Origin of the sequence: Zhihengliuella sp. ISTPL4 (assembly GCF_002848265.1) — a bacterium.
GTDB lineage: Bacteria > Actinomycetota > Actinomycetes > Actinomycetales > Microbacteriaceae > Microbacterium.
Genome location: NZ_CP025422.1, coordinates 2,337,495 through 2,358,678, shown reverse-complemented (window position 1 = coordinate 2,358,678; position 21,184 = coordinate 2,337,495). Strand labels below are relative to the sequence as shown.

The 21,184-nt window shown below is 69.0% G+C and carries 18 protein-coding genes; 13 read left to right on the top strand and 5 right to left on the bottom strand.

Translation table 11 applies throughout. The features are described from left to right. Positions 1 to 26 precede the first annotated feature (26 nt). Positions 27 to 416, top strand: a complete 390-nt coding sequence (locus tag CYL12_RS11255) for a VOC family protein (protein ID WP_101847682.1) — start codon at positions 27 to 29, stop codon at positions 414 to 416. Positions 417 to 431: 15 nt separating this feature from the next. Here CYL12_RS11255 and CYL12_RS11250 read toward each other — a convergent pair whose 3' ends face one another. The 4 genes from CYL12_RS11250 to CYL12_RS11235 form a co-directional block, all read right to left on the bottom strand. Beyond that, on the bottom strand, positions 432 to 3,047 hold the full coding sequence (locus CYL12_RS11250) for a DEAD/DEAH box helicase (protein WP_101847681.1): 2,616 nt from the start codon (positions 3,045 to 3,047) through the stop codon (positions 432 to 434). A gap of 93 nt (positions 3,048 to 3,140) precedes the next feature. Continuing rightward, on the bottom strand, positions 3,141 to 3,854 hold the full coding sequence (deoD, locus tag CYL12_RS11245) for a purine-nucleoside phosphorylase (RefSeq protein WP_101847680.1): 714 nt from the start codon (positions 3,852 to 3,854) through the stop codon (positions 3,141 to 3,143). A gap of 13 nt (positions 3,855 to 3,867) precedes the next feature. Then, entirely contained in the window at positions 3,868 to 4,527 is a 660-nt protein-coding gene (locus CYL12_RS11240) for a DNA alkylation repair protein (RefSeq protein WP_101847679.1), read from the bottom strand. Positions 4,528 to 4,633: 106 nt separating this feature from the next. Then, entirely contained in the window at positions 4,634 to 5,671 is a 1,038-nt protein-coding gene (locus tag CYL12_RS11235) for an FUSC family protein (protein ID WP_101847678.1), read from the bottom strand. Positions 5,672 to 5,772: 101 nt separating this feature from the next. Here CYL12_RS11235 and CYL12_RS11230 point away from each other — a divergent pair, with 101 nt between their 5' ends. Together CYL12_RS11230 and CYL12_RS11225 are read left to right on the top strand one after the other, a co-directional pair. Beyond that, positions 5,773 to 6,228, top strand: coding sequence for an SRPBCC family protein (locus CYL12_RS11230; protein WP_101847677.1), 456 nt, complete (start codon positions 5,773 to 5,775; stop codon positions 6,226 to 6,228). Between the two features lie 93 nt (positions 6,229 to 6,321). Then, positions 6,322 to 7,410 carry a DUF998 domain-containing protein gene (locus tag CYL12_RS11225; RefSeq protein WP_233486715.1) on the top strand — a complete coding sequence of 363 codons (1,089 nt, stop codon included), beginning with the start codon at positions 6,322 to 6,324 and terminating at the stop codon, positions 7,408 to 7,410. Positions 7,411 to 7,443: 33 nt separating this feature from the next. On the opposite strand, the gene CYL12_RS11220 is transcribed toward CYL12_RS11225, so the two are convergent. Next, the gene (locus CYL12_RS11220) at positions 7,444 to 8,742 is read right to left on the bottom strand and encodes an alpha-L-fucosidase (RefSeq protein ID WP_101847676.1); all 1,299 of its coding nucleotides are present in this window, start codon (positions 8,740 to 8,742) and stop codon (positions 7,444 to 7,446) included. Between the two features lie 168 nt (positions 8,743 to 8,910). Here CYL12_RS11220 and CYL12_RS11215 point away from each other — a divergent pair, with 168 nt between their 5' ends. The 10 genes from CYL12_RS11215 to CYL12_RS11170 all read left to right on the top strand — a co-directional run bounded on the left by CYL12_RS11215 (position 8,911) and on the right by CYL12_RS11170 (position 21,158). Next, a complete protein-coding gene (locus tag CYL12_RS11215) occupies positions 8,911 to 10,176 on the top strand; it encodes an ABC transporter substrate-binding protein (RefSeq protein WP_101847675.1) in 1,266 nt (421 codons plus the stop codon). 59 nt (positions 10,177 to 10,235) lie between these two features. Continuing rightward, on the top strand, positions 10,236 to 11,111 hold the full coding sequence (locus CYL12_RS11210; protein WP_101847674.1) for a carbohydrate ABC transporter permease: 876 nt from the start codon (positions 10,236 to 10,238) through the stop codon (positions 11,109 to 11,111). A gap of 1 nt (position 11,112) precedes the next feature. Next, complete coding sequence (locus CYL12_RS11205) at positions 11,113 to 11,979, top strand: carbohydrate ABC transporter permease (RefSeq protein ID WP_101847673.1); 867 nt, start codon at positions 11,113 to 11,115, stop codon at positions 11,977 to 11,979. Positions 11,980 to 12,087: 108 nt separating this feature from the next. Continuing rightward, on the top strand, positions 12,088 to 14,400 hold the full coding sequence (locus tag CYL12_RS11200) for a carbohydrate binding domain-containing protein (protein WP_158297167.1): 2,313 nt from the start codon (positions 12,088 to 12,090) through the stop codon (positions 14,398 to 14,400). A 62-nt stretch (positions 14,401 to 14,462) separates the two neighbouring features. Next, a complete protein-coding gene (locus CYL12_RS11195) occupies positions 14,463 to 15,227 on the top strand; it encodes a hypothetical protein (RefSeq protein ID WP_158297166.1) in 765 nt (254 codons plus the stop codon). Positions 15,228 to 15,245: 18 nt separating this feature from the next. Next, positions 15,246 to 16,271: a LacI family DNA-binding transcriptional regulator gene (locus tag CYL12_RS11190; protein WP_101847670.1), complete on the top strand. Its 1,026-nt coding sequence runs from the start codon at positions 15,246 to 15,248 to the stop codon at positions 16,269 to 16,271. 187 nt (positions 16,272 to 16,458) lie between these two features. Continuing rightward, complete coding sequence (locus CYL12_RS11185) at positions 16,459 to 16,683, top strand: hypothetical protein (protein ID WP_101847669.1); 225 nt, start codon at positions 16,459 to 16,461, stop codon at positions 16,681 to 16,683. A gap of 68 nt (positions 16,684 to 16,751) precedes the next feature. After that, positions 16,752 to 19,619, top strand: a complete 2,868-nt coding sequence (locus tag CYL12_RS11180; protein WP_158297165.1) for a helix-turn-helix transcriptional regulator — start codon at positions 16,752 to 16,754, stop codon at positions 19,617 to 19,619. 75 nt (positions 19,620 to 19,694) lie between these two features. Further along, positions 19,695 to 19,898: a cold-shock protein gene (locus CYL12_RS11175; protein WP_025104028.1), complete on the top strand. Its 204-nt coding sequence runs from the start codon at positions 19,695 to 19,697 to the stop codon at positions 19,896 to 19,898. 234 nt (positions 19,899 to 20,132) lie between these two features. Next, the gene (locus CYL12_RS11170; RefSeq protein WP_101847667.1) at positions 20,133 to 21,158 is read left to right on the top strand and encodes an iron-siderophore ABC transporter substrate-binding protein; all 1,026 of its coding nucleotides are present in this window, start codon (positions 20,133 to 20,135) and stop codon (positions 21,156 to 21,158) included. Positions 21,159 to 21,184: the final 26 nt, after the last annotated feature.

Here is a 21,184-nt window from a genome sequence, read left to right as displayed (position 1 = left end):
CGCGCGCGGAGGCGGATGCTGGGGGCATGGCAGCCTTCACAGCGGAGAACGCGTTCAGCGGTTTCAGCGTCGACGACATCGACGCGGCGAAAGAGTTCTACGGCACGACCCTCGGGCTCGACGTCGAGGTCAACGCGATGGGGTTCCTCGATCTGCGCCTGCCCCGCGGCGGGTCGATCCTCGTCTACGCGAAACCGAACCACACCCCGGCGAGCTTCACGATCCTGAACTTCCCGGTGGCGGACGTCGATGCCGCCGTCGAGGAGCTCAACGAGCGCGGGGTGCAGACCAAGATCTACGGCGACGACGAGTTCCCGTCGGACTCCCGCGGCATCGTCCGCGGGAACGGGCAGGGACCGGACATCGCGTGGTTCCGCGACCCGGCGGGCAACGTGCTCGCGGTCATGCAGGCCTGACGGGGCCCGCGTCGCTCACAGCCGGTCGACCGCCGTCACCGTCACGACCGCCTCGCCGGCCTCGTCGGACGCGGCGAGGTCGACGGTGGCGCTGATGCCCCAGTCGTGGTCGCCGGCCGGGTCGTCGATGATCTGCCGCGCGGACCACTCGGTCGGCCCCTCGGTGAGCAGCAGCATGCGGGAGCTGCGGGCGTCCGGCCCGGTGCCGATGTCGTCATGCTCCGCGAAGTACGCGTCCAGTGCGTCGGACCAGGCGGCGGCACCGAACGTCGGGTCGAGTTCGGCGAGGGCGTCCACGTCCTCCCGGGCGGCGAGCTGCACGCGTCGGAACAGCTCGTTGCGGACGAGCGTGCGGAAGGCGCGGGTGTTGCTCGTGAGGCGCTTCGGCGCGGGCGGGACGATCGGCTCGTCGGCATCGCCGTGGACGACGGGACCCGCGGTCAGCTCGCTCCACTCGTCGAGCAGGCTGGAGTCGATCTGGCGCACGAGTTCGCCGAGCCAGGCGATGAGGTCGTGGAGGTCCTCGTCCTTCCGCTCCTCGGGGATCGTCTGGGAGGCGGCGCGATACGCGTCCGACAGATACCGCAGGACGACGCCCTCGGAGCGAGCGATCTTGTAGAACGCGACGTACTCGCCGAACGACATGGCCCGCTCGTACATGTCCCGGACGACGGACTTCGGGTGGAGCTCGAAGTCGCGGATCCAGGGCTGCGCGGCGCTGAACGTCTCGAACGCCGCATCGAGAAGCTCCTCCAGCGGCTTCGGGTACGTGATCCCTTCGAGGAGCTCCATGCGCTCGTCGTACTCGATGCCCTCGCGCTTCATGGCGGCGACCGCCTCGCCCCGCGCGAGGAACTCCTGCTGGCTGAGCACGGCGCGGGGGTCGTCGAGCGTCGCCTCGACGATCGAGATCATGTCCAGGGCGTACGACCCCGTCCCCACTCCCTGGTCCCCCAACCCTGCCTGGGTCCCTGAGCCTGTCGAAGGGTGGGTCCCTGAGCCTGTCGAAGTCTGGGTCCCTGAGCCTGTCGAAGGGTCCAGCAGGTCGAACGCCGCGAGGGCGAACGGCGACAGCGGCTGGTTGAGCGCGAAGTTCGGCTGCAGGTCGACCGTGAGCCGCACGCCCTTCGGCGCTCCGGGTACGCCCGTGTCGAACGTCTCCACGACGCCCGATTCCCGGAGCGTCCGGAAGATAGCGAGGGCGCGGAGGGCCAGCGCCCGCTGCCGGGCGCGCGGCTCGTGGTTGTCGAAGACGAGCCGGCGGACGTTCCCGAACACGTCGCCGCCCCGGGCGATCACGTTGAGCAGCATCGCGCTCGTGATCTGCATGTGCGAGGTCAGCGTCTCCGGCGTCGCGTCGATGAGCTTCCGGAACGACGGCTCTCCCCACGACACGAACCCGTCTGGGGCCTTCTTGCGGATGATCTTCCGCTTCTTCTTCGGGTCGTCGCCGGCCTTGCGGATCGCGGCGAGGTTCTCCGTCTCGTGCTCCGGGGCCTGGGCGACGACGGTACCAGCGGTGTCGTAGCCCGCGCGTCCGGCCCGCCCGGCGATCTGGTGGAACTCCCGGGCGTTGAGCTGGCGCATCCGGGTACCGTCGAATTTCGTCAGCGCGGTGAGCAGCACGGTCCGGATGGGGACGTTGATGCCCACGCCGAGCGTGTCCGTGCCGCAGATCACTCGCAGGAGGCCGCGCTGCGCGAGTTGCTCCACGAGCCGGCGGTACTTCGGCAGCATGCCGGCGTGGTGCACGCCGATGCCGGCGCGGAGGAAGCGGGAGAGCGTCTTGCCGAACGCCGTCGTGAAGCGGAAGCCCCCGATGAGGGCGGCGATCTCGTCGCGTTGCTCCCGCGTCGCGACCTTGGTGCTCGACAGCGCCTGCGCTCGCTCCATGGCGGCGGCCTGCGAGAAGTGCACGATGTAGATCGGCGCCTGTCCGGTGTTCAGCAGGTCGTCGATGGTCTCGTGGATGGGCGTCGTCTCGTAGAAGAAGTGCAGCGGGACCGGGCGCTCGACCCCCGTGACCGAGGCGGTCTCCCGTCCGGTGCGACGCGTCAGGTCGGCGGCGAGGGTGGTGACGTCGCCGAGGGTGGCCGACATGAGCACGAACTGCGCCTGCGGGAGCTCGAGGAGCGGCACCTGCCAGGCCCAGCCGCGGTCCGGGTCGCCGTAGAAGTGGAACTCGTCCATCACGACGAGCCCGACGTCGGCGGCATCGCCCTGACGCAGCGCCAGGTTCGCGAGGATCTCCGCGGTGCAGCAGATGATGGGCGCGTCCGCGTTCACGGCGGAGTCGCCCGTCACCATCCCCACGTTCTCGGCGCCGAACACCTCTGCCAGGGCGAAGAACTTCTCGCTGACGAGAGCCTTGATCGGCGCCGTGTAGTAGCTCCGGTGCCCGCCGACCATCGCCGCGAAGTGGGCTCCCATCGCGACGAGCGACTTTCCCGTGCCGGTCGGCGTGGACAGGATGACGTTCGCGCCGGAGACGATCTCGATGAGCGCCTCTTCTTGCGCGGGGTAGAGGCGGATGCCCGTCGACTCCGCCCATTCCACGAACGTCAGGTAGACCGTATCGGGGTCCGCCGCGTCGGGAACGAGAGAGGGTTCGAGCCGCGGCGTGGAATTCATGGTGCTTCGATCATCCCATCCGCATCATGTGCACGATCGCGGTGCGGGGCTGCGACAAGGCTGTCACACAGCAGCAGCCGTGGCGGTGCCGTCTCAGGCGGAGGTCGCTGCCCGGAGCGCGATACGGACCATGTCGCCGAACGTCTGCTCGCGCTCCTGAGCCGTGGTCTCCTCGCCGGTGACGATGTGGTCACTGACCGTGCAGATCGCGAGGGCGCGGCGTCCATGGAACGCTGCGAGGGTGTAGAGCCCTGCCGCCTCCATCTCGACGCCGAGGATGCCGTGCTGCACGAAGGGCGCGGTGAGCTCCGGCCGCGTGCTGTAGAACTGGTCGCTCGAGAACAGCGGCCCCACGTGCACGGTGGACGACAGGGGTTCCGACTCGCTCGCCTCCACCGCCGCGCGCAGCAGGGCGAAGTCGGCGAGCGGGGCGTAGTCGAGGCCGTGGAAGCGCACGCGGTTGATCCCGGAGTCGGTGCTCGCGCCGTTGGCGATGATGATGTCGCGCACCGCGAGCTTCTCAGTCAGCGCGCCGCAGGATCCCACGCGGACGATCGTCTGCACGTCGTACTCCGTGAACAGTTCCGTCGCATAGATGGCCATCGACGGCTGTCCCATGCCCGAGCCCTGGACGGAGACCCGGTGCCCCTCCCACGTGCCGGTGAAGCCGAGCATCCCGCGCGTCTCGGAGTACAGCTCCGCGTCATCGAGGAAGGTCTCCGCGATCCACTTCGCCCGCAGCGGGTCGCCGGGGAACAGCACGATGGGGGCGATCTGACCGGGTTCCGCAGCGATGTGGGTGCTCATCCGCTCAGCGTAGTCAGCCCTCGCGACGGCGGACGATCTCCCCGATCCAGATCGGTGCGAACGGCGAGGTGCAGCCGGGGGCCGTGGGGTAGTCCGCCAGCACCTGAAGCCGCTCGCCGATCGCCACCGCGCGGCCGCGCAGTTCCGGATGGAAGATGCCGATGTTCGCGAGGGTCTCGTTCATTGCCCACTGCAGCCGCGGGGGAGCATCCTTCAGATCGCGTTCGATGAGATCGAGCAGGTGCGACAGATCGAGCCCGTCGGCGTCCTTCGTGACGCGGACCGTCGTGAGCGACCACGCGGCGGCCGCGACGGTCGGGTCGGCGTCGTCGAACCAGCGCTGGCGCAGCTCCTCGGCCAGGGGCGACTTCTTGACGACATAGTTCACGAACCAGTCGTTCACCTTGGGCGGCCGGGTCTCGCGCAGCATGGTGTCGAGCTCGTCGGCCGTGAAGTCCCGGGGGCGGCATACGAGCAGCGCCAAGAGCCGGGCGGACGTCTCGCCCGTCGCCCAGAGCTCGCGTGCGAGGGCCTGATCGGTCTTGATGCGCTTCGCGAGAGCGCGCATGCAGCTCAGATTGATGCCGTGGTCGTCGCCGCGCTTCTCGTTCGCCGCGCGCACCTTCGGGTCTTCGAGCGCCGCGAGCTCCGCCAGCGCCTCCTCGACTGTCATTCCGCCAGGGTAGCCCTCGCCGCCCCACCCCTTTCGGTGCGTCCCGGCCCGTTGCGGACGCACAAAAGGGGCCGGGAGGCGCGAAAGGGGGTGGGTCGGCGGGAGATCAGTCCTCGTCCAGGAGCTCGCCGCGGATGCGACGGAGGTCTTCCATGAGGGAGCCGATGAGGATCCAGTGCTGCGAGGAGGGCGGACGGATCACGAGCGGAGCCGTCAGCGCGGGGATCGCGGAGGTCAGCGGCTCAGGCTCGGCGGCGGGAGCCGTGGTCTGCACCGCGAGACGCACGTCGTGTCCGGCCCGACGGAGCTGCTCGGCGATCGCGGCCACCGCGGGCTCCTCGCCGAGCCGGTCGTCGTAGTGGTCGAAGTAGGCGCGGGTCATGCCGATGGTCTGGGTGACGATGGGCGAGAGCCGGTCGAGCAGCGCCTTCAGCTCCTGCAGGTCGGCGCGATGGGTCGAACGCCGCGGGTTCAGGGTGAGCGACTCCTCCCCGGCGGCGATCGCGGCGTCGGCGGCATCCTTCATGGGGCGCAGCAGCCGCACCTCGAGCATGAGCTCCTGCAGCCGCGCCGGGGTCTGCGGGGCGGGCAAGGCGTCCGCGAGGCGATCGAGGCTCGCGGCGAGCTCCCGTCCGAGCATCCCCACGTTCTGGCGCGCCGGCTCGACGAGCACCGGGGGCACGATCAGCGCGTTCACGACGATGCCGATCGCCACCCCGATGAGGGTCTCCACGATCCGGGCGACCGCGTACTCCGGACTCGACGATCCGAGCGCCAGTACGAGCATCGCCGAGATCGCGACCTGGTTACCGGTGCCGGGGGACGCCCGGAAGATCCACGCCACGAGCATCGCGACGACGATCGCCAGCAGCACGATCCAGCTCGGTGAGCCGAGGAGCAGGCCGAGACCGACCGCGATGACGACCCCGACGATCACGCCGATGCTGCGCTCCAGCGCCTTCGACAGCGACTGGTTGACGCTCGGCTGCACGACGAGCAGCGCGGCGATCGCGGCGAACACCGGCAGCTGCCCCGGGAAGACCCAACCCGCGATCAGCCACGCGGCGATGGTCGCCGCGGCCGACTTCACCACCTGAAGCAGGGGGGAGCGCTGGGAGGCGCGGATCGCGGCGGGGATGCGCATGACCTCCACGGTAGTCGCGCCGATGTCAACCCCATCGCCGATCTCGCCCGCAGCGGGCTGAATGGAGGGACACGAACGACGAACAAGTGAGGAGCATCCCCATGGTGCAGATCATCGAGACCATCGACGTCGACGTTCCCGTCCGCACGGCGTACAACCAGTGGACGCAGTTCGAGAGCTTCCCGAAGTTCCTCGACGAGGTCGTCTCCATCACGCAGATCGACGACACCCGCACGCACTGGAAGGTGAACGTGGGCGGCGCGGAGCGTGAGTTCGACGCCGAGATCACCGAGCAGCACCCGGATGAGCGCGTCGCGTGGAACAGCGTCGGCGGCGAGACCGAGCACGCGGGCGTCGTGACGTTCCACAAGCTCGACGACAACACCACGCGCGTCACGGTCCAGCTCGACTGGGAGCCGGAGGGGCTGCTGGAGAAGGTGGGGTCGCTGGTCGGTGCCGGATCCCATGCGGTGAAGAAGGACCTGAAGAACTTCAAGGAGTTCATCGAGGGCCGTGGCGTCGAGACCGGCGCCTGGCGCGGTGACGTGGACGCCTGACGCAACCTCTTCGAGGCCCGGGACCCGTGCGGTCCCGGGCCTCGTCGCGTCCGCAGGCGTGCGGAGGTCGGACGGGCGTGCTTGCATGGGCGCATGGACACGACGGAGCGTCTGCGGGGCGAAGGCCGAGCCGTGCTGGCGACGGTGTTCTGCTTCGTGGTCGGCGCGCTCTCCGGGGTGGCGCTGCTCGTAGGTCCGCCGCGACCGCTGACAGGTGCGGGTGGGCTCTCGATGCCCGTCGCGGCAGTTGCCGGCGGCGTCGCGGCTCTGGCGTTCGTCGTCAGCACGCTGCTGCACCGTCGGGGTGAGGCGATCGCGATGCCGCGCTGGCAGCGGATCGTGTCGCTCCTCTCGGCCGCTGCCCTCACCGTGGCTTTCGGGGCTGTGACGTCGATGGGCGTGCTGCTCACCGCCGAGGTGCTCGCGGCGGGCCTGCGCGGTCTCGCGCTCGGGGCGATCGGTGGCGGGCTGCTCACGGGAGTCGCGGCCGCGGTCGGCGGACGACTCGCGTTCGGTGCGGGGATCGGTCTCCGGACCGCCGACCTCGCCGGGCTCCTGTTCGGCTTCCTCGTGATCGGCACGCTGTTCGCGATGGTGACCGCCGTCGACCCCCGCTGGTGGGAGGAGAACTTCTCGCAGCTCGGGGTGGGCTGGGCGTTCAACGGCACCCTCGTCGTGGCCGGGCTGCTGGTCGCCACCGTCGGCGCGTACATCGGCCGCGACCTCCACCGGTTGCTCGGCGACGACGCGCTGTCCCGGATCGCGACCGTGGTGGTGCTGTGGGCGGCGGCCGGAGTCGCGCTCGCCGCGGTGGGTCTCGTCCCGCTCTCCCGGGCGCCCGTACCGCACGACATCGCCGCCGTCGCGGCGCTGCTCTTGTTCCTCGGGGCGGCCGGCGTGACGACCGCCGCCGTCCCCGGTCGGCCGCTGGCCCTCGTCGTGACCTCCGTCGCGGTCGGGGTTCTCGTGATCGCGGCCGTGCTGCTGTGGCGGCCCATCGGCTTCTTCCCGGTGACCGCGGTGGAGGCGGTCGTCGTCGGGCTCGGGCTGCTGTGGATGACGACACTCGTGCGGGTGCTGGCGATCCTCGCTCCGGGGGAGGCGCGTCCCTCCGCGCGGCGCTCGCTCTGGCAGGACAGGCGGTCGCGCGGGCTCAGGCAGGTGCGCGCCCCACGCGCCTGATGCGGCGCGACCGCCTGCGTCGGCGTAGGGGAGTCAGGCCCGGCTCCCGTGCGAGCGGATGCGGATCACGGGAAGCGGGGTATCCGGCCGTGTCGACGGAACGCTGATCACGAGGTTGCCCACCGGGTGGTCCGTGCGGGCCTCCGCCGGGTCGATGACGGCGCGGAAGGGCAACTCCCGTCCCTCGGTCATCAGTTCGACGAGGACCACCGAGCGGGGGTGAATTCCGCGTACGATGACCTCTTCGTCGGGCCAGGCGAGGAGATGGAGGAAGAGGGAATCGCCGTTCCTCGTGGACGGCCCGTAGAACTGCCATGGAGCCAGTCCGGACGTCGCCCCGACCACGCTTTCCCCGTGCCGCTGCATCCATTCCGAGAGCTCGCGAAGGATCCGAATCTCCTTGGCGGGGAGGGCGCCGTCGCGGTCAGGTCCGACGTTGAGCAGAAGATTGCCGCCGTGCGCGACGCTGTCCACCAGGGTGCGCAGGAGATGACCGGTGCTCTTGTAGTTCTCGTCGTGAGGGCTCCACCCCCAGGTGTCGTTCATGGTGACGCAGGTCTCCCAGACGCCTCCGCCGCTGGCGCCGGGTGAGGTCTGTTCGGGGGTGAGATAGTCCCCGACCCCGGGGAGCCTGTCGTTCAGGACGATCTCGGGCTGCAGGGAGCGGATGTGCGCTTCGAGATCGGCGCTGCCCCACTCCTCCTGAGTGCGCTCCCAACCACCGTCGAACCACAGCAGGTCGATCCGTCCGTAGTTCGTGAGGAGCTCGGAGATCTCGGCCTTGAGCCCCTCGCGATAGCGCGCCCACTCGTCTGCGCTCGGGCGGGGATAGCCCTCGAACGGGTAGGGGGCGAAGTCGGGGCGCCAGGCCGGATAATCGGGGTCGGACCAGTCCGAGAGCGAATAGTACAGGCCGACGCGGAGGCCCTCGCCGCGGAAGGCATCGACGAACTCCCGTACGAGATCCCCGCCGCGGCGTCCGTACGGCGAGCGGGCGATGGTGAGGGGCGTCGCGGTGCTGGGCCACGACGCCCACCCGGAGTGATGCTTCGTGGTGAACACGCCGTAAGTCATCCCCGCTTCCCGTGCCGCGCGGGCCAACGCGGCGGGGTCCCAGCGTCGCGGGTCGAAATCGTCGACATGTCTGAGGTAGTCGACCGCTGCGTGCGCGGATGCCCCGGACCCGTCGTCGCTCGTCAGCCCGACCATCGGCCAGGAGAGATCGAGGCCGAGCTGGCTGGCCTGATCGAAGTGTATGAAGAGGCCGAAGTTGGCTGCGGCGAACCAGCGGGTGCGTGCGGAGCTGTCGGCGAGGGAGGTGGGCGGGATCATAGGTCGTCTCGTCTTCGGGGTGCAGGTCGAACGGTGCGGTGCGAGGCAGGGTTGACAGCCTGCGGAATCCGAACCTACACTCGCTTTCGCGTCTAGGCAACCGTTTGCCTAGACGCGAGGCAAGAGGTTGCGTCCCTTGCCCTGTCACCTACTCAACGAGGAGACCCCATGAGATCATCACGCCGCGCCGCATGGTCGAGCGTCACCGCTGTCAGCCTGCTCGCCGGAGTCGCGCTGACCGGCTGCGCCGCCCCCTCAGGCACGACGACGGACGACGGCCGGACCATCCTGAGCGTCTACGGCTGGAAGGGGACGGAGGGCGAGCCGGCCAATGTCGCGGAGATCAATGCGGCCTTCGAGAAGGCGAACCCCGACATCAAGCTCGAGTTCGAGGCCATCCCGGCCAACGAGGCGTACTCGCAGCGGGTGCAGCCCGAACTCCTCGCCGGGGACTCTGCAGACGTGCTCATGGTGGACAGCAACCTGCTGGCCACGTGGGGCGACTCGGGGTATCTGGCCGACCTGTCCGACGCGCCGTGGGCAGCGGACGTCGACCCGGCGATCGAGGGCTTCGCCTCGCAGGACGGAACACTTCTGGCGATGCCGATGGAAGCGATCGGCGTCGGGCTCTTCTCCAACACCGCGCTGCTGAACGAGGTGGGGATCACCGACGTGCCGACCGACTGGGACGGATTCATCGCCGCCCTCAAAGCGCTGAAAGCCGCGGGGTATGACCCGATCACCCTGCCGGACAAGGGCGGATGGACCGGAGTGATGGCGCTCCTGAACGCCGCCGCGAGCACGGTCGACGCCGACTGGGACGAGAAGTTCTTCGCTGGAGATGCGAGCTTCTCCGAATGGGAGCCCGCGGTCGAGCAGCTCATGGCGTTGCAGGACGAGGGGCTGCTCGACTGGAAGACCGAGCTCGGAGAGGACGAGTGGTCGCAGGGGGCGGCCGACTTCGAGGCGGGCAAGACCGGCTTCTGGCTCCAGGGAGCGTGGAACCTCGGCGGCGTGGAAGCTGCGGGCATCGATGCGCAGTTCACCGCATGGCCTGGTGCGACGGCGGGCACCGCTCCGAATGCCCTGGTCTTCGCCGGCACGATGTGGGCGATCAATGAGGCCTCTCCGGTGAAGGACGCGGCGGAGAAGTACGTGGAGTTCTGGTCGGAGCCCGAGAACCTGGCGCCGTTCCTCGAAGCGGAGAACGCCTTCTCTCCGTTCACCGGCGGCGCCAGCCCGGCGAGCGATGCCGCGGCTCCCCTCACCGCGTCCTGGGAATCGGGACACTTCCGGTTCATGCAGACGAACACCTGGATGGCCGGCGACGTGCAGACCCAGATGGGGTCACGGCTGCAGGCCCTCTTCCTCGGTGAGATCACGACGGAAGAGCTCCTCGACGAGTTCGACTCCATCGCGAAGACCGAGAACTGACGATCCGGGCGCGTCCGGCTCTGGCCGCCGGACGCGCCTCTCGAACTCGAAAGCATGTCGTGATCACCAAACGCCCTCTCGTCGCGCTGGGATTCGTCCTCCCTGCTGTCGCCGTGTACGCCCTCCTCGTGCTGTATCCCCTCGGGAGCGGACTCTGGCTGAGCCTCACCGACAGTCGGGGAGGGCCCAGAGCCGATTTCGTGGGTCTCGATCAGTACGTCCGACTCTTCGGCGACCAGGAGGTCATGCGGGCGATCGGGACGACGCTCGTCTACGCCGTCGTCGTGGTGTTCTTCCAGAATCTGTTCGGTCTGCTGCTCGCCCGTGCCCTGTATCTGCGCCCGCGCATCCGCAAGGTCGTGAGCGTGCTGATCCTGATGCCCACGCTGGTCGCTCCCGTGATGGCGTCGTTCATCTTCTCGTCGTTGTACGCTCCCGACGGCACGATCAACCAAGTGCTCCGCTCGCTCGGCCTCGACTCGCTCACCCACATCTGGCTCGGCTCGCCGGACACGGCGCTGTGGGCGGTGGCGCTGGTGAACATCTGGATGTTCGCGGGGTACTCGGCGGCGATCTTCCTCGCCGGCTACCTCGCGCTTCCCGCGGACGTGCTCGAGGCCGCCGACCTCGACGGCGCCAGCGGATTCCGTCGTTTCCGCACGATCGAATGGCCGCTGCTGGCACCGTCGCTGACCGTGAACGTCACGTTGTCGCTGATCGGCTCGCTCAAGGTCTTCGAGTTCCCGTTCGTGCTCACGAACGGAGGGCCCGCGGGATCCACCACCACGCTCACGCTCCTGATCTACCGCAAGGTCTTCGGCGGGGCGGGGGAGTTCGCCTACGGCATCACCATCGCGGTGCTCCTCCTCGTCATCGTGCTCGTCGTGAGCAACGTGGCCACATCCGTCCTGCGCATGCGCGAAAAGAGGATCTGACATGTCCGCCTCCTTGCCTCAGCTCTCGATGAGACGGCGATCGATCGGAGCGAGGACTGCGCGCGTCGTCGGCGACATCGGTCTGTTCGTCGGCGTCAGCTTGCTACTGACCCCCTTCGTCTTCGCGGTGCTCACCGCGATCCGTCCCGCGGTCGACGTGTCCGCCGCACCGCTCGGATGGCCGGAGCATCTCACCCTCGACAACGTGGTGGATGCCTTCGTGCGGCTGAACTATCTGCAGAGCGCCGCCAACACGATCGTCATCCTCGTGGCTTCGGCGACGCTGACCGTCGTCCTGGGGGCAATGGCGAGCTATCCGCTCAGCCGGGTGACCAGGAGATGGTCGAGCGGCACGTACCGCCTCTTCATCATCGGCACCACGATCCCGATCTTCGTTCTGATCGCTCCTCTCTACCTCCTCGTCCGCGATCTTCATCTGCTCGGTACGCACCTCAGCGTCATCCTCATCTACACCGCCATGAACCTCCCGATCGCGGTGTTCTTCTACACGAGCTTCATGCGCCAGGTTCCTCCGGAGCTGGAGGAGGCGGCGGCCATCGATGGCGCGGGTCCGCTGCGGATCTTCTTCACCGTGATCTTCCCGCTGCTGAACCCCGTGACGGCGACGCTCATCACGTACGTGAGCCTCGCGGTCTGGAACGACCTGATCATCCCCCTGGTCTTCCTCCAGGGGGAGCAGAACAGGACGATCATGGCGAACGCGTACGCCCTGATCGACCCGAACACCATCGAGCCCACGACGCTGTTCCCGGCCGCACTGCTCGGTGCGCTCCCGCTCATCCTCGTCTTCAGCTGGCTGCAGCGTTACGTGGTCGCCGGGATGTCGGCCGGAGCCGTGAAGTCGTGACGTGGTCCTGCATCGACGGACGTCGCCGGTGCCCGTGAGAAAGGAAATGCAATGTCGCAATCCCGATCGATGAAACGGCCACGGCCGCGAAGGCACCGCGCTCGACCGATGGTGGCGCTCGCAACCGCAGCCGTGATGACGGTGGCTGGACTCGCCGCTGCGGCTCCCGCGACCGCAGCGACCACGACCTACTACGTCGACTGCTCCGCTTCGACCAGCGGCAACGGGACGCAGAGCGCCCCGTGGAACTCCGTGGCGGCGGCGAAGCCTGGGAGGGGCACGTTCGCGGCAGGGGATGCCGTGCTGCTCAAGGCGGGCACCGCATGCGCTGGATCGTTCGTGGCGGTCGGAAGTGGCTCGGCATCCGCTCCGATCCGTCTCGGCTCCTACGGGGAGGGAGCGAAGCCCATCATCAACGGCGGTGGCACTGTGGAAGCGCCCGTCGTGGTCCGTGATGTCAGCTACTGGACCGTCGAGGGACTCGAGGTGACCAACGAGGCCGCCGCCGAGGGCAAGCGCAGCGGCGTTCTCATCGAGAACACCGGCAACGCGGTGCTCCGCGGCATCCGCGTCGCGGGTCTCGACGTGCACGATGTGACGGGGCAGTCGAACCGCACGGCGAGCGATCGCTATGTCTCGGCGGGGATCCAGGTGAGGCTGCCGGCGAAATCCTCGGGTCTCACGGGGTACTTCGACGGAGTGACGATCGAAGACAACTCCGTGCGCGATGTGCGCTCGATGGGCATCGCAGTCGTGGGATCGCCGAACGGCAACGACACGGTCAACCACAACCGCAACGTCGTGATCCGCGGCAATTCCGTCATCCGCGCGGCCGCCGACTCGATCCTCATCGGTGTCTCGATCGACCCCCTCGTCGAGCGCAACATCAGCTACGACGCGGGGTACAACGCCAGCAACCGCGGCGCGATCGCCGGGATCTGGGCCTACACGAGTGCGAACCCCGTCTTCCAGTTCAACGAGTCCGCTCGCACACAGCCCGGTCCGGACTCGATGGGCTGGGACTGCGACTGGGGGATCACCGGATCCTGCACCTATCAGTACAACTACAGCCATGAGAACACCGGTGGTTTCTACCTCGAGTGCCTCACCTGCTTCGGTCCGGGGCAGACGGACGTGCCGAAGCTCACGATCCGTTACAACGTGTCGCAGGGGGAGGGATTCATCAACAGCGCAGATGGGAACGTGCGCCTGGAGATGTACAACAACACCCTCTACAACCCCGAGCGCCCGTTCGATGTCCGGTTGCCGTCCAACGCGCTCGTCGCGAACAACATCTTCGTCGGCAGCGGCGTGACGCGCTTCGATACCGATCGCGGGATCACGGTCGACCGCAACATCTACCACGGCTTCGCCGGGCCGGCCGCCGACGCGAACGCCATCAACGCCGACCCGCTCTTCGCAGACCCCGGCACCGGTAGGGACGGGACGAACACCGTCGACGGATACAAGCTCCGGACCGGTTCTCCGGCGGTCGGAGCCGGTCGTCTCATCACCGACAACGGCGGGCGCGACTACTGGGGCAATGCCGTGTCGGAAACGGCGGCGCCCACGATCGGTGCCTACGCCGGCGCACCGGTCACCACGGTGCCTACCAGGCAACCGGGCCTGCAGAACGGCGGATTCGAGGAGGGAGCGGAGGCCTGGCACCTCTTCGGCGGCGCGAAGCCACGAGCGAGGGAGAACCACTCAGGTGCTGCGGCCCTCGCGCTTCACGGCCGCGCCGTCGCGAAGCAGAAGGTCGCAGGCCTGCAACCCAACACCACCTATACGCTGACCGGATGGGCTCAGGCCGCCTCATCGGCGGCTCCGGTCACTATCGGCGTCACGTCCCACGGCGGAACGAGCACCTCACGCGCCGTCACCGCGACCACGTATACGCAGATTGCGACGACCTTTACAACGGGTCCCACCTCGACGAGCGCAGTTGTGTTCTGCAGCAAGCGGTCCGGCGCGACCGGATACTGCGACGACCTGTCCGTCGAAGGGCTCCTCAAGAACGGCGAGTTCGAGAGCGGTCGGCTCTCTCCCTGGACACCCATCTGGCCGAACGACGACGACAACTTCCTCGTACCGCAACAACAGCAGGAAGGGCGCTTCGCCGTGCAGACGTCTGTCGACGGGCATAAGGGCATCCAGCAGACGGTGGCGCTGGAACCGGGAGCGACATACACCCTCACCGGCTGGGCGAAGGTCGCCAAGGCCGGCGAGGAGGTGCGGATCGGCGTGTACTCGTTCGGCAACCCTGAACAGTTCGCCTCGGTGACCTCGGCGTCGTACACGAAGGTCTCCACGACCTTCACGATGGGCGATGGCAGCTCCTCGGCGAAGGTGTACTGCCTGAAGGAGACCGGTCTCGATGTCGGCTTCTGCGATTCTCTGGCGCTGACCCGGGTGGGATGAGCGGAGCGCTGCGGGCGGGTGCGCACAACGCACCCGCCCGTGGCAGGACGGAAGTGATTCTGATGAAACGCATTCGCGTGGGCCTGGCGACAGCGGGGATGGCGGCGGTCCTCTTGACGGGCTGCACCGGTACCGAGCCTGCCGCAGACGGGTCCGGATCGGTCAGGTGGGACGAGGTCGTGCTCACCGTCGACGGCATCGACGTCGACGCGGCTGGTCTGCGGCACTGTGCGCTGCAGGAGCGCGCAGCCGTGTACGGCGACGTGGTGCGCGATTACGGCATCGGGGATGGGCCCGGATTCTGGGAGCATGAGACCGGTGTCACGACGCCGGGCTCCCTCCTCCTGGAACGGGCGCGTGCTCGATGCGTCGCGGACACCGTTCGGCGGGAACGAGCGGTGAGGCTCGGGATCATCGACGATGCGACGTTCAGCGCGCTCACGCGACGTCTCGCGGAGGAGAATGCCGATCGGGAACGACGCCACGAGGCGGGCGACGTGCTGTACGGGCCAGTGGAGTACACGCTCGTGGACTTCGAGAACAAGGAATTCGCGGATGCCGCCACCGCCGAGGAGACGGAGATGGCGGCGGCGATCACGACCGATCTCGCGAGGGTGGACGCGTTCATCGCGATGCAGCCCGACCTTCGGAAAGAAACCGATGTCGCACGAGCGCGCGCGATCGCCGTGCAGATGATGGCGCGCGAGATGGTCGGCCGCGAGATCGCGGACGCGATCGCCACGGCCGAGGTCGTGCCACACTGGGACTGGTTCGCGAAGGTGGTCGTCGCCGACCTGCTCGCTGAGACGACGGAATCCAGCCGCTAATGCGCGAAGAGGGAAGTCATGAAGAGCGTCACCCTGAAGGACGTGGCCAGGGTCAGTGGCGTCTCGGTCCCCACCGTGTCGCGTGTCCTGAACGGCGGCGGCCACGTCTCGGAGGAGACGCGACGGCGCATCCATCAGGCCGCAGAGCAGCTCGACTTCCGTCCGAACGCCCTCGCGCAGTCGTTCGCCCTCGGCCGGAGCTTCACGGTGGGAGTGCTCGCCCAGAAGGCCTCGGGGAACTTCTCGGCGCCCGTCATCACCGGCATCATCGATGAGCTCAGCACGCGGGACATCGCCGTCCTGGTCTACGACGATGAGGACGACCCGCATGCTCGTCCGCAGAACCTCCGCACGTTGCAGGCGAGAAAGGTCGACGGCATCATCGTCGTCGGGGACGGCACGGACACCCCCTTCCCCTCGATCTCCTCGCTCTTCCATACCCCGGTCGTCCATGCCTTCGGTGTCTCGGACAGCCCTCGGGACACCTGTCTTCTTCCCGATGACAGGAAGGCCGGGCGTCTCGTGGCCGAGCACCTCCTCGCTCAGGGGCGGGAGAGGATCGCCCACGTCACCGCGATGCCCCATTCGCGCGCCGTCCAGGACCGGCTCGCCGGGTTCACCGCGCGGCTAGACGAGGAGGGCAGGACGCTCGTTCTCCCTCCCCTGTTCGGTGACTGGACGACCCCGTGGGGATACCGCGCCGGACACGAATTGGCGGACCGGGCGGGGGAGTTCGACGCCGTCTTCTGTGCCAACGACTACATCGCCATCGGCATGGCGCGCGCTCTCGAACGGCGGGGCCTTCGCGTCCCCGACGATGTGGCCCTGGTCGGGTACGACAACTGGTCCAAGTACAGCGGGAGTCCCGACCGTTTCCTCACATCCGTCGACCCGCACCTCGAGGTGCTCGGGCGCTCGGCGGCGCTGTCGCTCTTGGGGACGACGCGCGATGCAGGCATTGTTCTGCAGGACTGCGAGCTCGTCCCCGGGGTCTCCTCGGGAGCGCTTTCTCCGGAGGAGTGGGAGTGGGCATCCGTCCGCTGAGCGCAGCGGGACAGGCAGTCGCGCGGGCTCAGGCAGGTGCGCGCCCCACGCGCCTGATGCGGCGCGAAGGCCTGCGTCGGCGTAGGGAGGCGGCGGGGAGAGGGCGCGGAAGATAGGGCATCCGTCCGATGTCGAGGTGCCACCTCAGAGCGGAGTGTAGGGATACACCGAACCGCGAGGAGACACCATGTTCGAGCACCCCTACCTGACCCAGCAGGCCACTGCTTTCGAGCAGGAGCGGATCGAGCGCGCGGTCGCCCGGCGCCGGATGCTCATCGAGCATGCGGACCAGATCGTCCCGCGCCCCGCAGGCCCGCTGCGCCGACTGCTGCGCCGCCTCGGACGCGGCAACGGAGCCGCGGCGAACCGGGCGCCGCGCGCGGGAGTGTGCGACCCGGCCGTCGCCCGATGACCGACGGCGTCGTCTTGTCCTTCCCGCTCGGCCATCCGGATGTCCGGGGGGAGTGGCACGATGGGTCCATGGCCCCAGCCCCCACCGCCGCGATGGTCGGGCGTGACGCCGAGCTCGCCGAATTGCGCCGCCTGTTCGACGGCGTGCGCGAGGGCGTGCCCGCCGCGCTGCTCGTCGAGGGCGAGGCGGGGATCGGCAAGTCGCGGCTGGTCCGGGAGTTCGGCGCCGACATCGCGAACGCCGCCGACGTGCACGTGGGATGGTGCCTCGATCTCGGCTCCTCCCGCGCCCCGTTCGGTCCGCTCGCCGGAATCCTGCGCTCGATCGTCGAGCGGCTGGGGGTGGAGCGGGTCCGAGAGGCTGTCGGGGTGGGCGTCGAAGCGCTCGGCATGCTACTGCCGGAACTCGTCGACACCCCTGCCGCCCGTGACCGCACGAGCCCCGAGCGCCTGCGCGACGCGATCGCCTCGCTCATCGAAGCGGCCACGGAACTGGCGCCGCAGGTCATTCTCGTCGAAGACCTGCACTGGGCCGACGAGTCGACCCTCGCGATCCTCTCCTTCCTGCTCCGCACGCTCGACCGGGGCCGCCTCCTCCTGCTCATCACGTGCCGCACCGACGATGTGCGTCGGGGAGACGCGGTGAGCCGGTTCATCGGCGAGGCCTCGCGCGCCCGCCTGCTCGAACGGATGACCGTGCCGCGCCTCGACGACCATGCGGTCGGCGAGCTCGTCGCGCAGCTCACAGGACGCGCGCCGAGCGTGACCGCGCTGGAACGGCTGCAGGTGCGCGCCGAGGGCGTGCCCTTCTTCGTGGAGGAGATCGCCGGATGTGCCCAGGGGCCGCTGCCGGAGAGTCTGCGCGACCTCCTGCTCGCCCGCTTCGACCGTCTCGGCGACGACGCGCGCCGCGTGGTGCAGGTCCTGTCCGGCGCCGAGCGGCCGATCGCGGACCCGCTCCTCCAGCGCCTCGCCGAGCTCCCGGAGGCGCGGCTGGAGGAGGCGGTCCGTGAAGCGGTGCGCAGCAGCATCATCGTCGTCGACGAGGACGACTACCGATTCCGTCACGCCCTCCTGCGCGAGGCGGTGCACGACGACCTGCTGCCCGGCGAGAGGGCGCGGCTGCACCGAGCCTATGCCGAGGCGCTGGAGGAAGGCGAGGGCGACGACGCGGCAGCGCTGGCCTATCACTGGCAGCTCGCACAGGACGACCGTCGCGCCATCGCCGCCGCCGCCGAGGCCATGCGGCAGGCCAAGGCACAATACGCCTTCGCGAGCGCGGCCCGCTTCGGCGAACTCGTCCTCGAGCTCTGGCCGCTCGTGCCGGACGCGGCGGAGGCCACCGGATTCGCGCGGCTCGCGCTGCTGCACGTGCTCGGCTCCGTTCTGCGCAACGCCGGCGACGGGGAGCGCGCACTGGCGGTCGCGAACGTCGCCCTGAGCGAGGTCGATCCGGCGACCGTGGATCCGCGACTGCACGCGCGGCTGCTCCGCAACAAGGCGCTGTATCTCGTGAACCTCGGGCGGCTGGGGGCGATCCCGTTGCTGCAGGAGGCTCTCGAGCTGGCCGAGCGCGTCGACGATGACGTGTTCCGTGCGGAGCTGCTCAATCAGCTCGCGAGTCGGCGGATGATCGCGGGCGACCGCGAGGAAGCGATTCGGCTCGCCGACGAAGCGGAGCGTCGGGCGAAAGGCGCCGCGACCACCGATCAGCTCTCGATCGCCGCGAACGTCCGCGGTGCCTCGCTGGCCCACCTCGGCCGGGTCGCGGAGGGCGTGCGCGAGTATGAACGGGCACGAGACCTGGCCGCCGGATCGACCGCCGAGATGCGGTACCGCGTCAACTACTCCGACCTGCTGACGCTGCTGGGCCGCTACCGGGAGGCGGTCGCCGTCGCGGAGGAGGGCCTGCGCCGGGCCCGGGAGTTGCGCGTCGAGCGGACGTCGGGCTCGATCATGGCGCAGAACATGATCGTGCCCTTGCTCGAACTCGGGGAGATCGGCACGGTCGAGGACATGCTGGCCCGAGACTTCCTGCAGGGCACGCTGCGGGTCTTCCGGATGTACGTGAGCATGACCCGCGTGCGCGTGCTCGCCTGGCGGGGCCGGGCGGCGGAGGCCGCGGAGACTCTGCAGGAGTGGCTGCCGGCGTTCGAGGAGACAGGGGTCTCGGAGCGGCAGATCTGGTACGACCGTGTCACGATGACGGTTGCGGTGGCGGAGAGCCGTGGCGACCTCCGCGGGGCGCTGGACGCGGTGCGGGAGATGCTGGCGGACAAGGGACCGGTTCTGCTGCATGAGCGCCGACTGCTCCTCGAGGCCGGCGCCCTCGTGTCGGAGCTGCGGGCGAGCGGTGGGGACGACGAGGCGGCGGTCGCCGCGATCGGCGCGGCGTGGGCGGCCCAGCCGCAGGAACTGCAGGGCGACGCCTGGTCGACGGTGCTCGGTGCGCTCCTCGACCCCTCGGCCGCCGCGGTCGACGAGGCCCTGCTCCGTGCGGACGGCGATGATGTGCCGGTGACCTTCCGGGTGGTGCTGCGCCTCGAACGGGCCCGGCTGCACGTGGCGGCCGGTGAGCGCGCGGAGGCGGCGGCGGTGCTCTCCGCGGCCACGGCGATCGCGGAGGATCTCGGTCACGTCCCGCTGCAGGGCGCTCTGGAGCGGTTCGGGGATGCGGCAGGGCTGCGTCCGTCCGGTCCCCGCGAGTCCTCCGAGGCGGAACACCTGACGGCCAGGGAGCAGCAGGTTCTGGCGCTCATCGCCGAGGGGTTGAGCAACCGTCAGATCGGGGAACGCCTGTTCATCAGCGTGAAGACGGTCAGCGTGCATGTGTCCGCGGTGCTGCGGAAGCTCGGCGTGAGCACCCGCACCGAGGCCGCGCTCGCGCATCGCACGGCCGCGGACGAGGCTGCACGTCAGGCTGCCGTGGTAGCGTGACCGAGCACGCGTGTCGGATCATCCGACGTGGTGCAGGCCGCGCGAGCGGCCGGTTCAACAGAAAGTAGAAAACACATGGCCACTGGCACTGTGAAATGGTTCAACGCAGAGAAGGGCTTCGGCTTCATCGCTCCCGATGACGGCACCGAAGACCTCTTCGCCCACTACTCGGCTATCGCCGGCTCCGGTTTCAAGGAGCTCCGCGAGAACCAGAAGGTCGAATTCGACGCTGAGCGTGGCCCCAAGGGCATGCAGGCGGCGAACATCCGCGCTCTCTGAGCGTGCGCTGACTTCCTGAAGCCGGCCGGATCCCTACGGGTCCGGCCGGCTTTTCGCTGCCCCGGGCACTGTCGAATCGCCCACTTTGCGGCATCCGGGCACCGGAGGGGAGCAGGTGAGCGATTCGAAACAGGAGTGAGGGCGCCCTAACCTCCGTGTTAGATTAGGCGAGGCTTACCAAAGGCCGGACGCTCTCGCGTCGACACCCCATCTCCCATCCCGAAGGGAACGCCTGTGCGCACCTCTCGACTCCTCGCTCTCGGCGCGGCCGCTGCGCTCGCCGTGACGCTCTCCGCCTGCTCGTCCTCCGCGCCGGAGTCGACCGCCTCCGCCGGGAGCAACCCGGGCTCCGACGATGCGTTCCCCGTCACCATCGAGCACGTGTACGGCGAGACGACCATCGACGAGAAGCCCGAGCGCGTGGCGACCATCGCGTGGGCGAACCACGAGGTGCCCCTGGCCCTCGGCATCGTCCCGGTCGGCATGAGCAAGGCGACGTGGGGCGACGACGACGACAACGGCATCCTCCCCTGGGTGGAGGAGAAGCTCGACGAGCTCGGCGGCGAGACGCCGGTGCTCTTCGACGAGACCGACGGCATCGACTACGAGGCGGTCGCCGACACCGCGCCCGACGTCATCCTCGCCGCCTACTCCGGCCTCACGGAGGAGGAGTACGACACGCTCTCCAAGATCGCGCCGGTCGTCGCATACCCCGACGTCGCGTGGGGCACGTCCGTCGACGACATGGTCGAGATGAATGCCAAGGCGCTGGGACTCGAGGACGAGGGCGAGGCCCTGATCGAGGACCTGCACGCCGACGCCGACGCCGCCCTCGCGGCCAACAGCGCGCTCGAGGGCAAGAAGGTCATCTTCGCGTTCTTCGACCCGAGCGACCTGAGCGTCATCACCTACTACACCGCGGCCGACACGCGCCCCGGCTACCTGCACGACCTCGGCCTGCCGTTCCCCGCCATCGTGGAGGAGAACAAGGACAGCGAGCAGTTCTACCTCGAGGTGAGCGCCGAGGAGGCGCAGAAGTTCGACGACGTCGACGTGCTCGTGACCTACGGCGACGACTCCACCCTCGCCATGCTGCAGGCCGACCCGCTGCTGTCGAAGATCCCCGCCATCGCGGAAGGCCGCGTCGCGATCCTGCCGGACGCCACGCCCATCGCCGCCTCGGCGAACCCGTCCGCGCTGTCGATCCCGTGGGGTCTCGAGGAGTACCTGGCCATCCTCGCCGGGCCGCTCGCGAAGTAACCCCGCATCCGCCCCCCAGCGGAGAG

Coding starts and splice junctions, on each gene's coding strand:
- CYL12_RS11250 (WP_101847681.1), bottom strand. CDS start 3,047: ATGAATTCCACGCCGCGGCTCGAACCCTCTCTCGTTCCCGACGCGGCG.
- CYL12_RS11230 (WP_101847677.1), top strand. CDS start 5,773: ATGGTGCAGATCATCGAGACCATCGACGTCGACGTTCCCGTCCGCACG.
- CYL12_RS11220 (WP_101847676.1), bottom strand. CDS start 8,742: ATGATCCCGCCCACCTCCCTCGCCGACAGCTCCGCACGCACCCGCTGG.
- CYL12_RS11185 (WP_101847669.1), top strand. CDS start 16,459: ATGTTCGAGCACCCCTACCTGACCCAGCAGGCCACTGCTTTCGAGCAG.
- CYL12_RS11195 (WP_158297166.1), top strand. CDS start 14,463: ATGAAACGCATTCGCGTGGGCCTGGCGACAGCGGGGATGGCGGCGGTC.
- CYL12_RS11180 (WP_158297165.1), top strand. CDS start 16,752: ATGGCCCCAGCCCCCACCGCCGCGATGGTCGGGCGTGACGCCGAGCTC.
- CYL12_RS11205 (WP_101847673.1), top strand. CDS start 11,113: ATGTCCGCCTCCTTGCCTCAGCTCTCGATGAGACGGCGATCGATCGGA.
- CYL12_RS11225 (WP_233486715.1), top strand. CDS start 6,322: ATGGACACGACGGAGCGTCTGCGGGGCGAAGGCCGAGCCGTGCTGGCG.
- CYL12_RS11175 (WP_025104028.1), top strand. CDS start 19,695: ATGGCCACTGGCACTGTGAAATGGTTCAACGCAGAGAAGGGCTTCGGC.
- CYL12_RS11200 (WP_158297167.1), top strand. CDS start 12,088: ATGGTGGCGCTCGCAACCGCAGCCGTGATGACGGTGGCTGGACTCGCC.
- CYL12_RS11215 (WP_101847675.1), top strand. CDS start 8,911: ATGAGATCATCACGCCGCGCCGCATGGTCGAGCGTCACCGCTGTCAGC.
- CYL12_RS11240 (WP_101847679.1), bottom strand. CDS start 4,527: ATGACAGTCGAGGAGGCGCTGGCGGAGCTCGCGGCGCTCGAAGACCCG.
- CYL12_RS11235 (WP_101847678.1), bottom strand. CDS start 5,671: ATGCGCATCCCCGCCGCGATCCGCGCCTCCCAGCGCTCCCCCCTGCTT.
- CYL12_RS11190 (WP_101847670.1), top strand. CDS start 15,246: ATGAAGAGCGTCACCCTGAAGGACGTGGCCAGGGTCAGTGGCGTCTCG.
- deoD (WP_101847680.1), bottom strand. CDS start 3,854: ATGAGCACCCACATCGCTGCGGAACCCGGTCAGATCGCCCCCATCGTG.
- CYL12_RS11255 (WP_101847682.1), top strand. CDS start 27: ATGGCAGCCTTCACAGCGGAGAACGCGTTCAGCGGTTTCAGCGTCGAC.